The sequence below is a fragment of the Sporosarcina sp. Y1011 genome, assembly GCF_057669885.1.
Map to the genome: position 1 here is coordinate 102254 of NZ_JBYHFP010000001.1, position 20456 is coordinate 122709.

At 38.7% G+C, this 20456-nt stretch carries 19 protein-coding genes, 1 tRNA gene and 1 other annotated feature; of the genes, 13 read left to right on the forward strand and 7 right to left on the reverse strand.

The genetic code is table 11. The features are described from left to right. Nucleotides 1–15 precede the first annotated feature (15 nt). Nucleotides 16–738, forward strand: coding sequence for an amino acid ABC transporter ATP-binding protein (locus tag AC25Y5_RS00505; protein WP_482105615.1), 723 nt, complete (start codon nt 16–18; stop codon nt 736–738). A gap of 153 nt (nt 739–891) precedes the next feature. Continuing rightward, the gene (locus AC25Y5_RS00510; RefSeq protein ID WP_488138613.1) at nt 892–1341 is read left to right on the forward strand and encodes an SRPBCC family protein; all 450 of its coding nucleotides are present in this window, start codon (nt 892–894) and stop codon (nt 1339–1341) included. Nucleotides 1342–1444: 103 nt separating this feature from the next. Here the strand turns inward: AC25Y5_RS00510 and AC25Y5_RS00515 are convergent, their stop codons facing one another. Together AC25Y5_RS00515 and thpR are read right to left on the reverse strand one after the other, a co-directional pair. Continuing rightward, complete coding sequence (locus AC25Y5_RS00515; protein ID WP_488138614.1) at nt 1445–2146, reverse strand: DUF421 domain-containing protein; 702 nt, start codon at nt 2144–2146, stop codon at nt 1445–1447. Nucleotides 2147–2288: 142 nt separating this feature from the next. Then, nucleotides 2289–2834, reverse strand: a complete 546-nt coding sequence (gene thpR / locus AC25Y5_RS00520) for an RNA 2',3'-cyclic phosphodiesterase (protein ID WP_488138615.1) — start codon at nt 2832–2834, stop codon at nt 2289–2291. A 313-nt stretch (nt 2835–3147) separates the two neighbouring features. Here thpR and AC25Y5_RS00525 point away from each other — a divergent pair, with 313 nt between their 5' ends. The 3 genes from AC25Y5_RS00525 to AC25Y5_RS00535 all read left to right on the forward strand — a co-directional run bounded on the left by AC25Y5_RS00525 (nt 3148) and on the right by AC25Y5_RS00535 (nt 5765). Continuing rightward, the gene (locus AC25Y5_RS00525) at nt 3148–4236 is read left to right on the forward strand and encodes a branched-chain amino acid aminotransferase (protein WP_488138616.1); all 1089 of its coding nucleotides are present in this window, start codon (nt 3148–3150) and stop codon (nt 4234–4236) included. 211 nt (nt 4237–4447) lie between these two features. After that, nucleotides 4448–5242: an HAD family hydrolase gene (locus AC25Y5_RS00530; protein WP_488138617.1), complete on the forward strand. Its 795-nt coding sequence runs from the start codon at nt 4448–4450 to the stop codon at nt 5240–5242. Nucleotides 5243–5510: 268 nt separating this feature from the next. Next, nucleotides 5511–5765: a GlsB/YeaQ/YmgE family stress response membrane protein gene (locus AC25Y5_RS00535; protein WP_482105621.1), complete on the forward strand. Its 255-nt coding sequence runs from the start codon at nt 5511–5513 to the stop codon at nt 5763–5765. Nucleotides 5766–5886: 121 nt separating this feature from the next. Here the strand turns inward: AC25Y5_RS00535 and serA are convergent, their stop codons facing one another. Both serA and AC25Y5_RS00545 read right to left on the reverse strand, forming a co-directional pair. After that, nucleotides 5887–7473 carry a phosphoglycerate dehydrogenase gene (serA, locus tag AC25Y5_RS00540; protein WP_482099963.1) on the reverse strand — a complete coding sequence of 529 codons (1587 nt, stop codon included), beginning with the start codon at nt 7471–7473 and terminating at the stop codon, nt 5887–5889. Further along, nucleotides 7474–8634: a pyridoxal-phosphate-dependent aminotransferase family protein gene (locus tag AC25Y5_RS00545; RefSeq protein WP_488138908.1), complete on the reverse strand. Its 1161-nt coding sequence runs from the start codon at nt 8632–8634 to the stop codon at nt 7474–7476. It lies immediately after the preceding gene. A 70-nt stretch (nt 8635–8704) separates the two neighbouring features. Further along, nucleotides 8705–8932, reverse strand: a binding site (T-box leader). Nucleotides 8933–9088: 156 nt separating this feature from the next. Between AC25Y5_RS00545 and AC25Y5_RS00550 the strand changes: the two genes are divergently transcribed. Next, on the forward strand, nt 9089–10105 hold the full coding sequence (locus AC25Y5_RS00550; RefSeq protein WP_488138618.1) for an LLM class flavin-dependent oxidoreductase: 1017 nt from the start codon (nt 9089–9091) through the stop codon (nt 10103–10105). Between the two features lie 171 nt (nt 10106–10276). On the opposite strand, the gene AC25Y5_RS00555 is transcribed toward AC25Y5_RS00550, so the two are convergent. Then, entirely contained in the window at nt 10277–11239 is a 963-nt protein-coding gene (locus AC25Y5_RS00555; RefSeq protein ID WP_488138909.1) for a M23 family metallopeptidase, read from the reverse strand. A gap of 201 nt (nt 11240–11440) precedes the next feature. Between AC25Y5_RS00555 and AC25Y5_RS00560 the strand changes: the two genes are divergently transcribed. From AC25Y5_RS00560 to AC25Y5_RS00575, 4 genes are all read left to right on the forward strand, one after another. Next, nucleotides 11441–11947: a DUF3231 family protein gene (locus AC25Y5_RS00560; RefSeq protein WP_488138619.1), complete on the forward strand. Its 507-nt coding sequence runs from the start codon at nt 11441–11443 to the stop codon at nt 11945–11947. Between the two features lie 109 nt (nt 11948–12056). Continuing rightward, nucleotides 12057–12854, forward strand: a complete 798-nt coding sequence (locus tag AC25Y5_RS00565) for a GNAT family N-acetyltransferase (protein WP_488138620.1) — start codon at nt 12057–12059, stop codon at nt 12852–12854. Nucleotides 12855–12959: 105 nt separating this feature from the next. Continuing rightward, a complete protein-coding gene (locus tag AC25Y5_RS00570) occupies nt 12960–13277 on the forward strand; it encodes a thioredoxin family protein (protein WP_488138621.1) in 318 nt (105 codons plus the stop codon). Nucleotides 13278–13355: 78 nt separating this feature from the next. After that, nucleotides 13356–14069, forward strand: a complete 714-nt coding sequence (locus tag AC25Y5_RS00575) for a gamma-glutamyl-gamma-aminobutyrate hydrolase family protein (protein ID WP_488138622.1) — start codon at nt 13356–13358, stop codon at nt 14067–14069. A gap of 54 nt (nt 14070–14123) precedes the next feature. Here AC25Y5_RS00575 and AC25Y5_RS00580 read toward each other — a convergent pair whose 3' ends face one another. Next, nucleotides 14124–14858: a glycerophosphodiester phosphodiesterase gene (locus AC25Y5_RS00580; protein WP_488138623.1), complete on the reverse strand. Its 735-nt coding sequence runs from the start codon at nt 14856–14858 to the stop codon at nt 14124–14126. A 423-nt stretch (nt 14859–15281) separates the two neighbouring features. Beyond that, on the reverse strand, nt 15282–15839 hold the full coding sequence (locus AC25Y5_RS00585) for an SLOG family protein (RefSeq protein ID WP_482105629.1): 558 nt from the start codon (nt 15837–15839) through the stop codon (nt 15282–15284). A 312-nt stretch (nt 15840–16151) separates the two neighbouring features. Between AC25Y5_RS00585 and AC25Y5_RS00590 the strand changes: the two genes are divergently transcribed. From AC25Y5_RS00590 to AC25Y5_RS00600, 3 genes are all read left to right on the forward strand, one after another. Beyond that, a tRNA-Asn gene (locus tag AC25Y5_RS00590) sits at nt 16152–16223 on the forward strand. Between the two features lie 203 nt (nt 16224–16426). After that, nucleotides 16427–18100 carry a ribonuclease J gene (locus AC25Y5_RS00595; protein WP_488138624.1) on the forward strand — a complete coding sequence of 558 codons (1674 nt, stop codon included), beginning with the start codon at nt 16427–16429 and terminating at the stop codon, nt 18098–18100. Nucleotides 18101–18738: 638 nt separating this feature from the next. Then, the gene (locus AC25Y5_RS00600; RefSeq protein WP_488138625.1) at nt 18739–20310 is read left to right on the forward strand and encodes an FAD-dependent oxidoreductase; all 1572 of its coding nucleotides are present in this window, start codon (nt 18739–18741) and stop codon (nt 20308–20310) included. Nucleotides 20311–20456 lie beyond the last annotated feature (146 nt).

Below are 20456 nucleotides of genomic sequence, written 5' to 3' on the forward strand. Positions count from 1 at the left end.
TAGGGAGGTGATCGAGTGATTAAAGTTCAAGGCCTTTATAAATCATTTGGGCAGTTAGATGTTTTAAAGGGAATCGATTATGAAGTGAAGGAAAAGGAAGTCATTTGCGTTATTGGTCCAAGCGGTTCTGGGAAAAGTACATTTTTACGTTGTATAAACTTATTGGAAGACATCACAGCTGGGAATGTCTATATTGATGGCGTAAAAGTAAATGATCCAAAAACGGATATCAATGAAATTCGAAAAGACGTGGGAATGGTTTTTCAACAATTTAACTTATTTCCACATATGAGGGTAATCGATAACATTACAATTTCACCAAGAAAAATCCGTAAAATGAATCCTGCTGATGCAGAACTTTTGGCTCATCAATTGTTAAAAAAGGTTGGGCTTGCTGATAAAGCGAATTCATACCCTGAACAATTATCCGGTGGGCAGATGCAGCGGGTTGCGATTGCAAGGGCATTAGCGATGCAACCAAAAATTATGCTATTTGATGAACCAACTTCTGCACTCGATCCGGAAATGGTGAAGGAAGTGCTGGATGTCATGAAACAGCTAGCTATTGAAGGGATGACGATGGTCGTTGTCACGCATGAAATGGGATTTGCAAGAGAGATGGGCGACCGCCTATTGTTCATGGATCAAGGAGTTATTGTGGAAGAAGGTATACCTGACCAAGTATTTAATAATCCCAAAAATGAGCGGACAAAAGCATTTTTAAGTAAAGTGCTTTAGTCTGGCCGACAGATAGCAAGGAAAGCAGATGAGTGAGGTGAGTTCACTTTTACTGTTTTCCTTTTTTCGGAAGTAAATAATTGTTTAGTCATTTGGTGTGATAAAGTTAGATACTAACTAGTAGGCGGAAAAACTTTGAAGGTGGTTTTTATATTGAAAAAATGGACAAGAGAAATCGAGATTGATGCACCAATTGAACAGGTCTGGAAGTTTTTTGATGGAACTACAGAAAATATGAGAAAAATTATGCCGCAAGTGGTTGATAACAAACCAATAACAATAACAGAAGAAAAAGTAGGAAGTGTGTATTTACAAAAATATAAAGAAGGTAAGCGCGTGATGGAGTACGAAGTAGAAACATTGCAATATCAAGATTTCCCAAATGAAAAAAAGATGAAAGCCGGTTTCACGCTTGCTAATATGTTTGAAATTACAGCGTATTATGAATTGGTTAGGCTCAGTGCGCATAGAACCTCTTTTACATATACTATGACGAATCGTCCTTTAAAATGGTTTGTGAAGTTGTTTTTACTGTTTTCCAACGATAAAGTTGTTGTTGAATTTCTAGAACGAGTAAAAAGGGTGGCTGAATCGGAAAACTGAATCACGGTGCCAGTCACCATTGATTTGGGTTAACTTTTTCAAGTACATGTAAAGTTTGTATTTGCAACTTTGCTATTCCTTCGAAACTACCCCACATGCTGAATTAGTCATACAAATAAATTTTAATATCGTCGCTATCATCAAGTGTAGCGAGTAAAACATCATTTAATTCCACGTTATAGATTGTGAATTTACTTTCCAGCCAATGATTGTCCTTCCCTAAATGATGTAACTCCTGAAAATCGATTTTTCCTTCTTTAATGATTATACTTTGAAAAGAATATGGTTTTTTAATCAATTGCATGTCTTCACGAGTCAAAGCTTGGAGTTGAGGTGACAGGAAAAATGAAATGGTTCCATCTGGTTCCCATTGTGCTAGAGCAACGTTTTGGACATCATCAATTTTTTCTTTTCGCAGTTCCGACAATAAATGATCGATTGTAATCCTTGCTTTTGCCAAATTCGTAAAAACTATTTCACCGTTTTTAATCAGTGGATAAGGAGAAGGTTCAAACCATTTTCTGAATGTGTCCCATTTTAAACTCAGGAAAATAAAAATGATGTATAAGACAATTAACACTGTGGTTGTTATCAAGGATCCTTTCATCCCCAATTTTTCATCCGATAATGGATGAGCAATAATATTTCCGAGAATTAAAGCAACGGTGAAATCGATTAGTCTCAACTGTGAAATAGATCGTGCTCCCATTATTTTAGTCGCGAATAGTAAGAAGAGAAATGAAATTATTGCCCGTAAAATCCACTGGATTGACGTGAGTGTTTCTTGTCCATGAAAAAAATCCATATATCTTCACATCCTTACATATCGTTTAATAGTCAATAATACTAATTATTATTGACTATTAAACGATAATTATGTGATGAGTAAGGTGGGAATTTCATATTAAATTTCACTAGACAATATGTTTTGTGATTTAGTATTCAACCTATGATTGCAGTTGGAATGTTTTTATTGCCTCATATTTGGGAGACTTATCCGGATGTATCGTGAACAGGGAAAACGAGAGGACTGGAACTTCAATCGGTGCAAAATTTTCTTTTTGAATGGTTAGTTTATCCTTCGATCTCTTTTTTTTGGCAATTGTGACGTGGGGAGTGAATCGATCCGAGATTGGCATATCAAGTTGTTTGGCGACATTAATCTCAATTTCTCTTTGTAAAGGTGGTAATTCCACGGTTTCGCTAACTGTCAAATAGACGACTCGCGGACCGGACGAAGGACCGAAATAGGATAATCCATTGATATGCATGGAAAATGAATGATGACCAGCTGCAATTACCGAAAGTCTATCCGTTAGTAAAGGCAAATGTTGCTCTGACAGGGGTCCTATATACAGCAAAGTTACATGCAAATCTTCTATATGCGGAATCACTTTATAAGCTGTTTGAAGATCATATTTATTCTTAAAACCCTCAACATGATTTTCTAAAATCGATGGTATTTTTATACCGATGAAATAATGTTTGGACACTCTTGTTCCTCCTCTAAAATGGAATTGATGATTCATCCTTAGTGTGGCCCGGAAGATCTTCATCAACTCAGCAATTTCATAGAAAAGACATTTACATTCACAAATATTTTTTAGGGGATTAGATAGCTTATTTATAAAGAAGTTGATATAATCAATATTATTAGATAATAATTTCCGCGATTATATCCAAATAAAGGGATATAATTGAAGTGGTTACACGTCGCTTATCTTGGTATTCCTTTTTAATCGACAACTAAACGGAAATGGCCAAAGCGAATGGCCGGAAAATTAGGAATAGGGAGATGCACATATCATGACGACCCATACAATTACAGTCACATTAAGCGAATCGAAAAAACAACAGCCATCATCCGACCAATTGGAGTTCGGAAGAGTATTTTCTGACCATATGTTTGTGGCTGACTATTGTGAAGGACAAGGTTGGACGGATCATCGAATTGTTCCGTATGCACCACTTGAGTTGGATCCAGCATCTACTGTTTTCCACTACGGCCAGACAGTATTTGAAGGACTAAAAGCTTATGTAGGTCAGAATGGTCAAGTTCTGCTGTTTCGTCCGGAAGAAAACATGAAACGCATGAATAGATCAAGCGAACGCTTGTGTATGCCACATTTCAACGAAGAGATTGCAATCGAAGCTTTGGAACAATTAATTAATATCGATAAAGACTGGATTCCAGAAACAGAAGGAACTTCACTTTATATAAGACCTTTCATGGTCGCAACTGAACCGTATCTTGGTGTTGCACCATCTAAGAAATATAAATTTATCATTATTCTTTCACCTGTTGGATCTTACTATAAAGAAGGAATCCATCCGGTTAAAATTCTAGTTGAGAATGAATATGTGCGCGCAGTTGCAGGCGGAACGGGAAATGCAAAAACAGCAGGTAACTATGCGTCAGGACTGAGAGCACAGGAGATAGCAAGTAAAAAAGGCTATTCACAAGTTCTTTGGCTTGATGGAGTAGAGCGAAAGTACATTGAAGAAGTTGGTAGCATGAACGTCTTTTTCAAAATAAACGGCGAAGTCATAACACCAGTTCTGAATGGCAGTATTTTGGAAGGGATTACGAGAAAGTCAATCCTTCAGTTACTAAGACACTGGGATATTCCGGTCGTTGAACGCAAAATTTCAATGGAAGAATTAAGGCAATCACATATGGATGGTACGTTAGAAGAAGCGTTTGGTACAGGAACGGCAGCAGTTGTATCACCAATTGGAGAACTTAATTGGGGCGATGATATAATGGTCGTTAATAATAATGAAACCGGTGAATTATCTAAAAAACTTTATGATACACTCACAGGTATTCAAACTGGAAAAGTAGAAGATCCATTTGGTTGGGTAGTCAAAGTTACTGAACCGGTAAAAGCGTAACCGTTTCTTCAATTAGAAAGTAGAAAAGGGTAGCCCTCTAAGGTGCTATCCTTTTCTTTGGATGAAGCAAAGTATTTAGTAGTTAAACGACAAGCAGCCCAAACTGATATCAACTATATGCATTTTTAACAATACTGATATTTGTAGTTTGGATAAAGAATTTGTATTCTAATGTATACTAATATATAAAACAAATAGGGGATGGTCATTTATGATTAAAGCAATTATTTTTGATTTGGATGATACGTTGCTATGGGATAATAAAAGTGTCGCAGTTGCATTCAAGAAAACCTGTGAAATTGCCGCACAGAAACATGATATTGATCCGGTGGTACTTGAAAAAGCTGTCAGGTTCGAAGCCAGGAAAATTTATGAAACTTATGATATATATGAATTCACACAAACAATTGGCATTAATCCTTTTGAAGGTCTTTGGGGGAATTTTAATGATGAAGGCGACTCCTTCCAGAGAATGAAAGAAATTGTTCCAAGCTATCGGAAGGAAGCGTGGACAAGAGGACTTAAGGGGCTTGGTATTGACGATGTAAAACTTGGAAGTGATTTAGCCGAACTATTCCCCGAAGAACGGAAAAAAAGTCCGTTTGTATATGAAGAATCATTAAAAGTGCTAGATCTATTGAAAGATACATACAAACTCGTTCTACTGACGAATGGTTCTCCAAGTTTACAATATACGAAACTGGAAATTACTTCGGAAATAGCGCCTTACTTTGAAAAGATTATCATTTCGGGCGCATTTGGAATTGGAAAGCCAGATCCATCCATTTTCCAGCACGTCCTCACTCAAACCGATGTAACCGCGGATGAAGCGATCATGGTTGGAGATAATTTGATGACAGATATTTTAGGTGCCTCTCGAGTGAAAATGCGTTCCGTTTGGATTAACCGCGAGAACAAACAACCAAGTGAAGAAATAATACCCACTTATGAGATTCGTCATTTAGAAGAACTATTTCCCATACTAGAAGAGTTGAGGAAAAAGTGAACTGTTAAATAGTGGGGAACCTGTGACGCGTGGGACTCTGAAACTTGAAGATTAAACAATTCAATACTTAGGGATTTCCCGGATCTATTCACTTTTGTGAATAGATCTTTTTTTGAGGATTTTATCGAAAAGGTATATTCATAGTCTCTGAAGCGTATTAATTTAGTGTGAGATTTAGGTTTAGTTCTCCTTCCCGAAGTTTCAATTACTATAGTCATTGGAATAATGATTCATGAAAATCCAAATTACTTAAAAGGAGATGTACAGTATGGGTTTGATATTATTTTTAATTCTAGGCGGAATTATTGGATGGTTTGCAGGAATCATTTTAGGTAAAGATATGCCGGGCGGAGTCATAGGTAACGTCATAGCTGGTGTAATTGGTGCATGGATTGGTGGAAGATTGCTGGGGAATTGGGGACCTAAACTTGCGGACTTTTATATTGTTCCTGCTATTATAGGGGCACTAATTTTTGTGATTATTGTTAGCTTTCTCATGAAGTCTATGCGTAAAACGTTTTAACCAAAAGACATGTATCAGTTATATACTGAAAAAAGAACGAGCATCAATGTAAAATGATGCTCGTTCTTTTTATGGAAATAGTGGAGTTTGTGATAACGTAAGTCCGTTTACTAAATAAAACTCACAAGTCTATTGCAATAACATCGAAAATATCTTCAAGCTTTTTCAATCGATCAACATTATTCTGTTCAACATGATTATCAACGGTTAGCATCATTATGGCATCTCCGCCGACATTCGATCGACCAACCTGCATCGTCGCAATATTGATGTTTTCGATTGCTAGCAACGTTCCAACTCGCCCGATGGCACCGGGCTGATCTTTATGGTTAATGAACAACAAGTGACCTTCAGGTGTAACATCTACGAGGTTGTCATCGACTTTCACAATACGTGCGCCTAAACCGTTAAGCAAAGTTCCGGCAACACGTCTTAAACCTTTCGTTGTCGATACTTCTACAGTAACTAAATTTGAAAAGCCTTTAGATGTTGAAGTTTTATGTTCATTTACCTTGATGTCAAAACGGTCTGCCAAAAATTTCGCGTTTACATCATTCACATGTGTACCGAGGTTACGTTTTAAAAGTCCTTTTAGCGTGTTTCGAGTTAAAGGGCGGACATCAGATTCTGCGAGATTTCCTGAGTAATATATATTTACCTCTTGAATGACACCTTCTGCTAAATGGGACAGGAATACACCAAGTTTTTCAACTAAGTTAAAGAATGGCTCAACTTTGGCCAGTGCTTCTTTAGAAACGGAAGGCAGATTAACAGGATTCTGGACAGCTCCGCCGTTTAAAAATGTTACAACATCTTGGCTTACGTCGATTGCCACACTTTCTTGCGCTTCAATCGTACTTGCACCTAGGTGAGGAGTTGCAATTACTTCGGGAAGTGTCAGCAGTTTATGACCAACAAATGGCTCTGTTTCAAAAACGTCGAGTGCAGCACCTGCTACTTTTTTAGCAACAATGGCATCATAGAGTGCATCTTCGTCGATAATACCGCCTCGTGCACAGTTAATGATCTGGACGCCATCTTTCATCAAGTCGAATGCTTCTTTATTGATCATGTGACGAGTATCTTTCAGAAGTGGGGTGTGAACTGTTATGAAGTCAGCGGCTTTTAGCACGTCTTCAACAGAACCTGCTGTAATTCCCATTTTTTTCGCTTTTTCTTCAGTTAAAAAAGGATCATAGGCAATGACATTCATGCGTTGTCCTTTCGCTCTTGCTGCAACTTCCGCTCCAATTCGTCCTAGTCCTACAACACCCAGCGTCTTGTTTTTTAATTCAACGCCAATAAATGATTTACGGTCCCATTGTTGATTTTTCAACGAATTGAATGCCTGTGGTATTTTACGTGCTAGAGCCATCAACATTGCCATTGTATGTTCAGCAGCAGAGTTCGTATTGCCATCTGGAGCGTTGACGACGATAATTCCGTGTTCAGTTGCCGCATCCAAATCGATGTTATCGACGCCGACACCAGCACGTCCTATGATCTTCAAATTTGTCGCTTTTTCAATGATTTCACGTGTCACTTGTGTTTGGCTACGGACAAGCAGTGCGTCATAATCTTTAATGTTATCAGCCAATTGTTCTGGTGAGAAACCTGTTTCAATAACGATGTTCAAACCTTCAGCTTGTCTTAACGGATAAATACCATCTTCACTTAATGGATCGCTGATTAGTATATTAAAAGTCATTTAGACCAACACTCCTTCGTTTACGTAGACTTGCTGTGCTGCTGCAGTCCCTTTACCTAAATCTATCTTTTTGCCGATTTTGAGTAGGCCGATTTCCATTGCACTTATCGTTTGCAGAACATCTGCCGGTGAACAGTAACCCATATGGCCAATACGGAATATTTTGCCGCTTAAATGTTGTTGTCCGCCTGCAACAATTAAACCAAATTCTTGTTTAATGACTTTTCTAAACGCTTCTGCATCGAAGTCATCCGGTTTTACGGCAGTGACAGTGGGGGAGGCATCCTTGTCACTTGTTAGTAAAGGGATTCCTAACGCACGGAAAGCGGCGCGCGTCATATTCATCATCAATGTGTGACGTGCGTTCACTTGTTCGAATCCTTCATTCTCCATTAGTTGAAGCACTTGTTCCAGACCGAATAACAAAGATAATGCAGGTGTAAATGGAGTTGTATCTTTTAACAAATTGTCACGATATCTAATTAAATCCAAATAATAGCGAGGTTGGGGATTGTTTTCAATGATGTTCCATGCGCGGTCGCTCGCTGCGATAAAAGCGAGCCCTGCTGGAAGCATGAACGCTTTTTGAGAACCTGTCACTAATACGTCGATTCCCCAGTCATCCATTTTCGTCTCTACACCACCGACACAAGAAACGCCATCTACAATGATTAAAGCATCCGAGACTTCATGGACTGCTTGTGCCAGCTCCTTAATAGGATTCAATACACCCGATGACGTCTCACAATATGTAGAAAATACGGCTTTAATATCGGGGTTATTTTGCAATAGACCTTTAATCTGCAAAGGATCCAGTGCTTGTCCCCATTCGACATCCACACTATGAACCTTGATATTGTAAGCTTCACAAATTTTTGTGAAACGTTCACCGAATGCTCCTGTTACAATGACTAATACTTCATCGCCGGGATTGACAATATTTACAACGGCAGCTTCCAAACCTGCTGTCCCGCTGCCGGTCAATATTAGAACGTCTTGACTCGTGCCAAAAACCTTTTGCAGTCCAGGCTTGATATTTCTAAGCATAGTCGATGTCTCTTGTCCCCGGTGGCCGATCATTGGTTGACTCATCGCCCGTTGTACACTTGGTGAGATGGGGCTCGGTCCCGGAATTCGTAGTAGCATTTGGTCTTGTAACATCTTCATTCTCCTCTCGATTATGGAAATAAAAATAAATATAAAAAAAGCCTTCCTCCCCTTACAAATGAATGTAAGGGGCGAAAAGCTCTAATACTCACGCGGTACCACCCTTTTTACTGTCCAATAAAAGCGACAGTCTTAGTTAGCATGCTTAACGCGCATGTGACGGATAAACCTACTAAATGTTTCGGCTTATCTATTCCGGAGTGCTACTCTACAAAGAAATCACTGATTTGCACCATCCATCAGCTCTCTTGAGATTTCAGTAGATAAAGTGTGTCTCCATCAAAATAGTTAGATTAGTTATGGAATTAGAATTAATCATAACAAATGAAAAACTAATGTCAAGCATCATTTTTAAAGATATCAATTTTTTATCTGAGACCAATTGATAGAACAATACATGCAGAAACGGTATCCTTTCTAGTGAGAACAAAATAAGGAGTGATTAGATTTGGTTGTTGATAATATAAAAAAATTCAATTCGATTCCATTTTCAGTTCTAGATCTTTCTCCGATAAATGAAGGCAGCAACGCTACGCAGTCCTTCAAAAATAGTGCGGAATTGGCACAGCACGTAGAGCGATTGGGGTTCAACCGCTACTGGCTTGCTGAGCATCACAATATGCCAGGTATTGGAAGTTCTGCGACATCAGTCCTTATCGGGCATATTGCTGGAGCGACAAAACGGATTCGCGTCGGTTCGGGGGGAATTATGCTACCTAACCATGCGCCGCTTGTCATTGCAGAGCAGTTCGGTACACTCGAATCAATCTATCCGGGAAGAATTGACCTCGGTTTAGGTCGTGCACCCGGTTCGGATCAGGCAACAGCCTTTGCGCTACGCCGTACTTTGCAAAGCACTGGCGATGATTTCCCTGAACAGTTGGCAGAACTTCAATCTTATTTTGAACCGGACAGATCAGCCCGTGTTCGCGCATTTCCAGGTGAAGGACTCGATATTCCGATATGGCTTCTTGGTTCATCCGGTTTCAGTGCACAGCTCGCAGCGCAGAAAGGTTTGCCATTCTCTTTTGCAAGTCATTTTGCACCCGCCTATACAATGGCAGCAATGCAGCTTTACCATCAGAATTTCAAACCATCTAAATTTCTTAAGGAACCGTATGCCATGCTTGGCGTCAACGTCATCGCAGCGGAGACGGATGAGAAGGCTCAATGGTTGGCAACTTCACAGCAACTACAATTCCTTGGTATCACTACGGGAATGCCGTCACAACTAAAACCACCCGTCGACAATATCGAAGACTTTTGGTCACCACAACAAAAGGCATCTATTGCGCAAACGCTTGATTCTCGTACAACAATCGTCGGCAGTCCGGAAACTGTAAAACAAAAGCTCGAAAGTTTCATTCAAGAAACGAGAGCAGACGAATTAATTATTAACACGCAAATATTCAATCATGAAGATCGATTGCGTTCTTATGAAATTGTTGCAGAATTGATGAATTGAATAAATAAAAGCCGCGACCTTTATGAAGGGGTGCGGCTTTTTACCATGAAAAATTACTCAATAAAAGTCTTTTTATGGTAAATATTGATGATAGACGTTGGGAAGATAAGAGGGGGAAACAAATTCGAAAATAAAAGCACCGGTATGATAACCGATGCTTTACACTTTTATTCATCTCTGCTTATCTTGTCGTTCCCAAACTTTGAGCGAAGGATACGGATCAAAAGCCCATTCTGTCCGTCCGTTATATTTGTACATCCCGTAGTGGAGATGGGGAGGGAAACGACCTGATGTCCCTTCTTTACCATAACCTGAGCTGCCTACTGAACCGATGATTGTTCTTGGTTCAACGATGTCACCTTCTGTGATATCTTTATTGAAATAAGCTAAATGGGCAAAATAGTGGTACGTATTATGTGTATCTCGAATACCGACCCGCCAACCTCCAAATTCATTCCAGCCCATTATTTCAACTACTCCATAAGACGTGGCTCGCACGGGGACACCATAACCTGCAAATAAATCGGTTCCTTCATGAATTCTTCGGCCGCCCCAGCCTCTTTTTGCCCCCCAGGTTCCATTGTAACTATAATTATAATTGGTGGGAATAGGGAAAGCATGTTCATCCAAATCCAGCGTTTCATAGTGCTTATACAGTTTCGCGATCGTCATGATTTGCCTAACAGTTTCTTCACGCTTGTAATAATTTTCTAAAGCTAATTTGAAATCCTCTTCATCTTGTCCATACTTACTTAAGTAAGTGGCCATTGTAAAAAGCACATCTTCTGCATTATTATTATCTGCAACACCGTCTCCATTACCATCAAGGCCATTTCCGCCAAAGTAGGCAATCGATTCAGAAGATGTATCGTCTTTATCTGGATTAAGTGAGCCAATCCAATACTCATCTAAAAAGTGGATTGCGATGGTTCCATCTTTCTTGGGTATATCAGTTCGAACCTGTTGGATATTACGTTCATACTGATCGACGGCTGCTAAATAATACCACGGAACAGTTACATTCTCGAAACGTAAATAATATTGCATTCGTTCTTCCAGAATTGTTTCTCTTGATGGTTCTTCCTTTGCTACAACAACAGTAAAGAATAGAAACGACAATGTGATGATATACATCGGAAACAAAATCCAATGTCGCACAAAAATACCCTCCCTTTTAAGCCATTTAATTAGAATTCCCTAAATTGATTAATTCATAACTGTGTAGCATTGTGAAATTTCCGAGTTAGACAAAATGATGTATATAACTTTTATATCTTCACATAATAAGGTTGAGATCCATTTAAACAAGTGGAGAAAAAAGGAGAGATAATTAATTTGGGAATTTTAGATGGAAATCCAAAAGACCAACCGTTGCACTACGGAGAAGTAATAGGATCATGGGCATTTGTTTTGGCCAATAATGGGCTAATTAGTGGCTACGAAGCATTTGTTAATCATGCAGGTGACGAAGATCTCATTGAACTCCTAGAAGAGGCAATAAAAACGATGAAATCAGAAAACAAGCAGCTTGAAAATGTTCTGAAAGAGAATGGAATCGCATTGCCCCCTTCATTGCCAGAACGACCTAAAGCGAATGCAGAAGAGATACCGGTCGGAGCGAGATTTATGGACCCAGAAATCAGTGCTGCAATGTCCATTAATGTCGGGCAGGGTCTTGTGTCATGCAGTCAAGTAATGGGACAATGCTTGCGGGAAGATGTCGCAATGATGTTCAGTAAATTCCACGCGGATAAAATGCTGTTCGGTTTTAAATTGTTAACTTTGAATAAAGAAAAAGGGTGGATTATTCCTCCGCCGCTTCATAAAAGTGTTCCTAGCTAACGTCTGGATTAGAAGGACCTTGTCAGCTTTATTGACAAGGTCCTTTTCATATTGTGAAATCGAGCACCTCTTGGTAAACTTAGGAATAAAAGTAAAAGAGGTGTTCTGATTGATTCGACTACTTACTGAGGAAGACAGGCAACTAACTTTAGATTTTGTCTCTCAAAAACCAACAGAAAACCTTTTTATTATTGGAGATATCGAAGCCTATGGGTTTGATAATCCCATTCAGAAATTATGGGGAGATGTCACAGAGGATGATCAATTACGTGGTGTTCTGTTAAAATATGCTGGAAACTTCATAGTCTATGCACCTGGGGAATTCGATGCGCAAGGAATAGCAGAAATAATTAATTTTGATGAAAAATACGAGTTCATATCTGGAATTGAACATATTGTTCTTAAATTGGAACCGCATTTGACTTTGAAACCAACCAATCCTCGAGTACTTTATTATGCGAAATGTGAGAAGGCAAATGACTTGCCGGTAGTTCCCGCACGAATAGTTGTGAAGAAAGCTGTACCTGAAGACGCTGAAATAATCATTGATCAAATGCAAGGGATACCTGAATTTGCAATGAGTACGATGAGTGTTGAACATAAACGTGATTCACTTAGCAATGGGTCAGCACGGTCTTATTTCATCGAAGAGGGCGGTCGAATAATTAGTTCTGCATCGAGTACGGCTGAGAATAGCCAGTCTGCAATGATTGTAGGTGTAGGAACGTTACCAGGTCACGAAAAAAGAGGGTTGGCTTCATTTTGTATGTCGGTGATCTGCGAAGAACTTCTCAAAGAAGGTAAGATGATATGTCTGTTTTACGATAATCCCGATGCAGGTTCTATTTACAAACGGATTGGCTTTGTAGACATCGGAAAATGGTCCATGTGGAGCTTCAAAAAATAGTTGGTTGTTAAAAAAATGAGTCGTTTAAAGGCCGAGTTGGTGACTGCCACTTTTTTTGATGATAGAATTAAAATTATAGATAATTTAAAATAAGGAGTGATTCGAATGGAGAAGTTGCAATCGATCGAGCAATTTGAAAAATTGAAAAGTGAGGAGCGTATAATCTTTATGTTCTCAGCTGATTGGTGTGGGGATTGCCGTGTCATTGAACCGATTTTACCTCGAATTGAAGCGGATTATCCTGAATATCAATTCATCTTGGTTGACCGTGACGAGTTTATCGATTTATGTGGGGAACTTGATATTTTTGGAATCCCTAGTTTCATAGGGTTCCATGACGGCATAGAAGTCGGGCGCTTTGTCAGTAAGGATCGAAAATCGCAAGCAGAGATTGAAGAGTTTATCAACAGCTTGTCTGCCTAATACATCGTGATTTGATTGACGTGAACTTGCAATTTGTAACCCTGATAAATAAAATACCGTTAAGTAGGGGGACTGTTGATGAAACCGGTTATCGGCATAACGACAGATGTCGAACAAAGTGGCAAGCACGTTTTAGGTAATGAATATGTCGAATCGGTCATCAGAGCGGGTGGTTTACCGCTTATTATTCCGGTTGGGATTGAGGAAGATGTCAGTCAACTGCTTGGAATGTTGGATGGACTTATTTTATCCGGAGGGCAGGACATTAATCCAATGCTTTTCAATGAAGAGCCATATGCTTATCTGGGTGAAGTTTCGCCAATCAGGGATTCAATCGAGCTGGAAATTACTCGACATATGCTCAAAACAGGTAAACCTATTCTCGGTATATGCAGGGGGCTCCAAGTACTGAATGTTGCAGCTGGGGGCACGATTTTTCAAGATTTACATAAACAAAACGAGAGTCCAACACTTCAGCATTTTCAAATAGCACCCAATTCACATCCATCTCATTATGTGATGGTTGAAGACGGAAGTTTGCTAAAAACGATAGCGGGAAGTGAGCGCATTCAAGTTAATTCATACCACCATCAATCTTTGAAAGATGTAGCTGCTGTTTTCAAAGTTACTGGTATGGCGAGTGATGGAATTATAGAAGCAATCGAATGCATTGGTAAGGAATTTGTACTGGGTGTTCAGTGGCATCCCGAATTATTATCAGCAAAAGGAGATTCTGTCTCCCTACGGCTATTTGATAAGTTTATTAGTGCGTCTGCTAGTAAAAAAAACTGAGCTAGTTTGAACGGTACCCCAATTGGTAGTCACACTTACTAGCTGGGGTGCAGTTCATTTGCTCAGTTTTTTATTGTTCAAATAAGTCATCATTTTTTCTGGGTAATCTGTGAAAATAGCGGTGACACCGACTTGAGTCAAAGCATCTACATATTGATACTCATTTACCGTGAATACACGAATGGAAACACCTTTATCGATAACCATTTTAGCAAACGGTCGGAGAGCGGATGGTAATGTTATATGCAAGGCATCTGCAGGAATTGAGCACAAATAATCAAGCGGTTCCACAAGTACTTCCATAAACAAGGCGGCGGTTTCTACATGGGGGGCTATTTTTTTTGCCATTTGAACCGCTCCGTGGTCGAATGAAGAAATTACGACACGACTATCAAGTTTCATAACCGATACTAGCTCGGTAACTTTTTTGACCATTCCTTCATATGGAAAAATATCTGATTTGAGTTCAATATTTAGATGATGAGACGTTTCAGAGAAAATATCGAGTACTTCACGTAATGTAGGTATGACTTCCCCTTGAAATTCGGAAGAAAACCAGCTGCCAAAATCAAACATCCTTAGTTCTGATAGCGTCATATCCTTTATGAAACCATGGCCATTAGACGTTCTATCAATTGTTTCGTCATGGATGACGACCAGTTCACCATCTTTTGTAAGATGAACATCAAATTCTACGCCGTATATTTGCAGTTTAGCAGCTCTCCGAAAGGCAGCAATTGTATTTTCGGGATGTGTTCCTGATGAGCCGCGATGAGCATAAATATTCAATTTAAAACCTCCTTTATTTACCTATAATTGTAAGGCTTTCATCATGGAGTAGCAATTGATTTACTTGCTGAAAACAATGTAAATTGGAAAAGGGATGTCCTCAATTGAGGACATCCCTTTGTTTTTTGTTAGGTACCACTACTATTTTGAATTTAATTTTTCATCCCGAAAATTCGGGGAATAATTTCCATAGAAAGGATAAGCTTTCAGAGCCGCGGTCATTGTTCCACTGGGTGTCTTCTAACTTAAGCAACATAAACCCTGCCTACTTTTACGTCCTTGCGACCCTTTAGTCGCGCCAGTGTGAATAAGTATTCTCAAAAACAGTACATAGAATGCCAGATATTCAATCATAACGATTACCTAATTGTTAACTGAATCATCTTATCATGGATAATATCATCTGTCAAGGTAACATAAGATTCATTGCCATTCATCCATCTGTTCTTCCTCCGCGATTACTTGTAAGTCGTCCGCGGTAATTGTGAGTACTTGGTAGTCCGTACGTTCAGCGTGTTTTTCTGCTGCCTTCTTCACAAATTTTGGAGATCCTTCATTTTCCTCATCATAGACAATGAGAATTCCATCAGAATTACGCATGAAAAATTTGTCTTTTTCGATAAACTGCCATGGAGCCTCGTAAGGTTTGCTCGTTAAACTAACATGATAATCGGCCAAAGCAACAATCGTATGGTACTTTTCCTTTTTCATGTCGTTCCAATTTTTCTCTTGCTCTTTAAAAGGGGTGATAATCGCATATTTTAATCCGGTATGTTCTTTTCTTAATTCAATTACGATTTCCGCTGCCCATGTTTCAATACCTAGTTGACCGCTAATAATAACCCATTCCAATCCATCGTCTAGCAATGTTACGAGTCGATTTTCCAAAGCCTTTTTAATGAAATGTACTCCTGGGTGTTTATCATCAAATATACCAAGTTCATGCGGTTTATACCCCGTAACGACCAATCGTTTTAGAATACGTTCCGCCTCCTTTACCAGTTAAAAAATGATTACCTATCATTTTACCATGAATAGTGTTCGTAATATAGGTAAGTCTCTAGAGTTCATATTACGCTTACCCTAATATTGTAAAGGTTATTTTGGACAGGGTGAATATCCATGTCATGCAACATGGATTGAAATCAGGAACAAAATCCAAACTGTTTCCATAAAGTTGGAATTTTCTTTTTGGATATAATCATCTGTTTGGAAATCTTATGTTCTGTTGATGAATGTAATGTATAACATAATGAGTTTTGGATATAATACGTTTACAAAGTTAATATCCATTCCGAAGTAGCTCAGCGGTAGAGCAATCGGCTGTTAACCGATCGGTCGTAGGTTCGATTCCTACCTCCGGAGTCATTTTTTATTAAAAACCTCTTCTCAATCGAGTAGAGGTTATTTGATGTTTTAGGAATAATACGAGTCAGTAATGAACATTCGTCTATACCCCAACACATTTATTCTTTAAAAAACTTTATTCCATTTGAATAGTAACAATCATAAATAAAAACCAAATGGGAATACTTCGTATAGAAATCTAAATTAGGAGGAAATCTATTTTGATGACAACAGATAGTAATTTATCAATTTTCGCTTTAGGTGGTATTAACGAAATAGGGAAAAATATGTATGTTTTACAGTACGCAGACGATATCGTGGTAATTGATTGTGGTTCTAAATTTCCAGATGAGAGTTTAATGGGAATTGACTTGATAATCCAGGATGTATCTTTCTTAAAAGAAAATAAGGATAAAATACGAGCATTAGTCATTACACATGGGCACGAGGATCATATTGGAGGCATACCATATTTTTTAAATCAAATAAATGTACCAATTTATGCGACAAGATTAACGTTAGGGTTAATTGAACTAAGGTTAAAAGAGCATGGACTGCTTAGGGGTACTGAGTTGGTCATGATAAACTCTGATTCAAACTTAGAGTTCGGAACGATGAGTTTAACGTTTTTTAAAACAAATCACAGTATCCCCGATTGTTTAGGAATTGCATTTCATACACCTGAAGGCGCAGTTGTACATACTGGCGACTTTAAGTTTGATTTAACACCTGTTAATAACGAATATCCAGATATCCATAAAATGGCTGATATCGGCAACAAAGGTGTATTACTTCTCTTGTCGGAAAGTACCAACGCGGAACGTCCTGGTTTTAATACATCTGAACGATTTATAGGTGGTCACATAGAAGAGGCGTTCCGGAATGCTCGTCGTAAAGTATTTATCTCGACTTTTGCATCTAATGTTCACCGGGTACAGCAAGTAGTTGACGCTGCACAGAAAACGAACAGAAAACTAGCTTTGCTTGGTAGAAGTATGGTAAATGTTGTTTCGGTTGCCTCTGAATTAGGTTATTTAACTATTCCAGATGGAATGTTAATTGAAAAAAATCAAATCAGGCAAATGGATTCAGAAAAGGTAGCCATTCTCTGTACTGGAAGTCAGGGAGAGCCTATGGCGGCACTATCGCGTTTATCCAGTTCGAATTTTCGTCAGGTACAAGTCGATACAGACGATACCGTAATCTTTGCTTCAAGTCCTATCCCAGGAAATGAAAAGAGCGTTTCACGAATTATCGATAATTTATTTCTGTTAGGGGCAAAAGTGATTTATGGATCGGGAAAAGAAACGGGAATGCATGTTTCAGGACACGCCTTTCAAGAAGAACTGAAATTAATGCTTACGTTAATGAAACCGAAATATTTCATTCCTATACATGGTGAATATAGAATGTTACATCATCACAGCTTGTTGGCCGAATCAATTGGAGTGGAAAAAGAAAATATTTTTATTATTAACAATGGAGATGTTGTTGATATAAAAAATCAGGTTGCCCGCCAAACACGAAAAGTTCAATCAGGAAATATTTTTGTAGATGGGTTGGGAATTGGTGATGTAGGAAATATCGTATTACGTGACAGAAAACTATTATCTGAAGAGGGAATGCTTGTAATTGTAGTGACTGTAAATAAGGCGGATGGTCTGCTTGTTTCTAATCCAGATATAATCTCCCGAGGTTTTGTGTTTAGTCGTGATTCAGAAGAACTTATGAATGATGTAAATCAGCTGGTTATAAAGACCGTTAGCAATTTAAAGGGAAGCGATCGAAACCAAAGAAATATATTAAAACAAAACATAAAAAAATCGACTGAGACCTATTTATATGATCGTACAAAAAGAAGGCCGATGATTCTTCCAATCATAATTGAAATATAACCTTATTTCATTATCTAAGCGAACTCCATGATGTAGTTGGAGTTCGCTCGATTTTTGTTTGTTTAAGGTTTCTCTAGGGATAACAATGTTGTGTATGATAAATTCACTTTTCGAAAAAGTGGGTATCCGTACATGATTTACGGGAGAATTATGTCGATTTGGTTCAATATATTTCAATTTATTATTCCCACATAGGCGTTTTCGGGTCCACACTGCTTTGAGGTATAAGACCAAAAGACTTCATTTCGCAATACATCTAAAATAATATGGCTCATTAAATTCTACAAAAATAGTCTAATACATAAGGAATATGCTCAAGATGAATGTATGCCGTAGGAGTAATCGAAATCAATTGTCGAATATAGTTCTCCTGATTTTCATGAGAATTAAAGTGGAGACGGAAATATATGTAAAGCATGCGATTGGGAAGGAAAGGACTACTTTCCGATGATGAAGAATGGAAATATTATTGTACTTTATGTAGTTCAGTCATAACGGCTTATATCGGGCATGATATTCAGGAAACAAGACTATTAGCTGTCGACGAAAATAATCGATTATTGGATTAAATGTAAAGAAGTAAGGCTATGTTGTTTGTGTAGCCTTACTTTATATGAGTATTGAATGGAGGATTAATTGTGACCCAAAATGAAAATGGAAAGTTGCCGGAGCAAGTTGAATCTTATTGGAGGACCGATATTGAGTTTCCACAGTTTCCAAGTTTAGAGGAAGATCTTCAAGTTGATGTCGTTATTGTAGGTGCAGGTATTACCGGAATTACATCTGCCTATCTGTTAGTTAATGAAGGCTTGAAAGTCGCTGTTATCGAAGCGGGAAAAGTGTTGAACGGGACAACTGGTCATACAACCGCCAAAATTACTGCTCAACATGATTTAATATACGATGAATTCATTCATAACATTGGAAGAAGTAACGCACGTTTGTATTATGAGGCGAATACGGAAGCACTTAACTTTATCAAAGAAACAGTGGACCAACATAAAATCGATTGTGATTTTAGCCCGCAAGATGCGTACATATACGCCACTACAGAAAAATACGCACACAAGATTGAAAAGGAAGCGGAAGCCTATGAGAAGCTCGGCATAGATGGGGGATTGGTTGATAGTATACCTTTCGAAATAGATTTTCAAAAGGTCCTTGTCATGAAAAAACAAGCTCAGTTTCACCCGACAAAGTATCTGGTCCATTTACTACAACTCATCACTGAAAAAGGCGGGCTTATCTTTGAAAACACGACAGCAGTGAATATTGAGACTGGAGATCAGCCAGTCGTACTTACTCGTGAAGGACATAGCATAACCGCCAAACATGTACTTGCTTGTTCTCATTTTCCGTTTTATGAGGGACTTGGGCTTTATTCTACAAGAATGCATGCAGATCGATCATATGCTCTTGCTATCAAAGCAAAAAAGAAATTTCCAGGTGGAATGTATTTAAGTGCCGATGAGCCGACACGTTCACTCCGATCTGTAATGGTAAACGGAGAAGAAATGGTCCTTATTGTTGGGGAAAGTCATAAGACCGGTCAAGGAATAGAGACGATGGAACATTACAAAGCGTTAGAGACTTTTGGTGAGGAAGTTTTTGGACTTGAGGAGATCGTCTATCGGTGGTCTGCACAAGATTTAATTACGCTGGACAAATTGCCTTATATCGGTGAATTAACATCAGGACAGCCGAATATCCTGATTGCTACAGGTTTTCGGAAATGGGGAATGACCAATGGAACAGTCGCTGCTTTGTTATTCCGAGATATGATTCTTGGCAAAGAGAACACGTTTGAAAAATTATATACACCTTCGCGGTTCTATGCGCATCCGAGTTTGAAAAACTTCTTAAAGGAGAACGCCAACGTTGTCGGTCAATTAATTAAAGGGAAGCTGGATTCACCAAAAACTAAGCCGGAAGATCTATCTAAGGGGGAAGGTGCTGTAATCACCCTTGAAGGACATCGAAAAGGTGCATTTAAAGATGATGAAGGTCAACTGCATATTGTAGATACAACCTGCACTCATATCGGATGTGAAGTCGAATGGAACAACGGTGACCGCACCTGGGATTGCCCGTGCCATGGGTCTAGGTTTTCATTTACTGGAGAAGTAATTGAAGGTCCTGCAGAAAAACCGCTAAAAAAATATGATTACAAAATGATTGAGAACTTTACATCCGAGGACTCAGGTTATTGACAGGAAACATCTTGCAGCAGTGGACTTCTACTGCTGTTTTTTTGTTTCTTAAAATACAAAACGCATTACGTCTCCATGGCGATATTGATATTCGAATGGACTGATTGCTCTGGAAGAACTTTTGTGTGCATTCCAAGAGCATGATA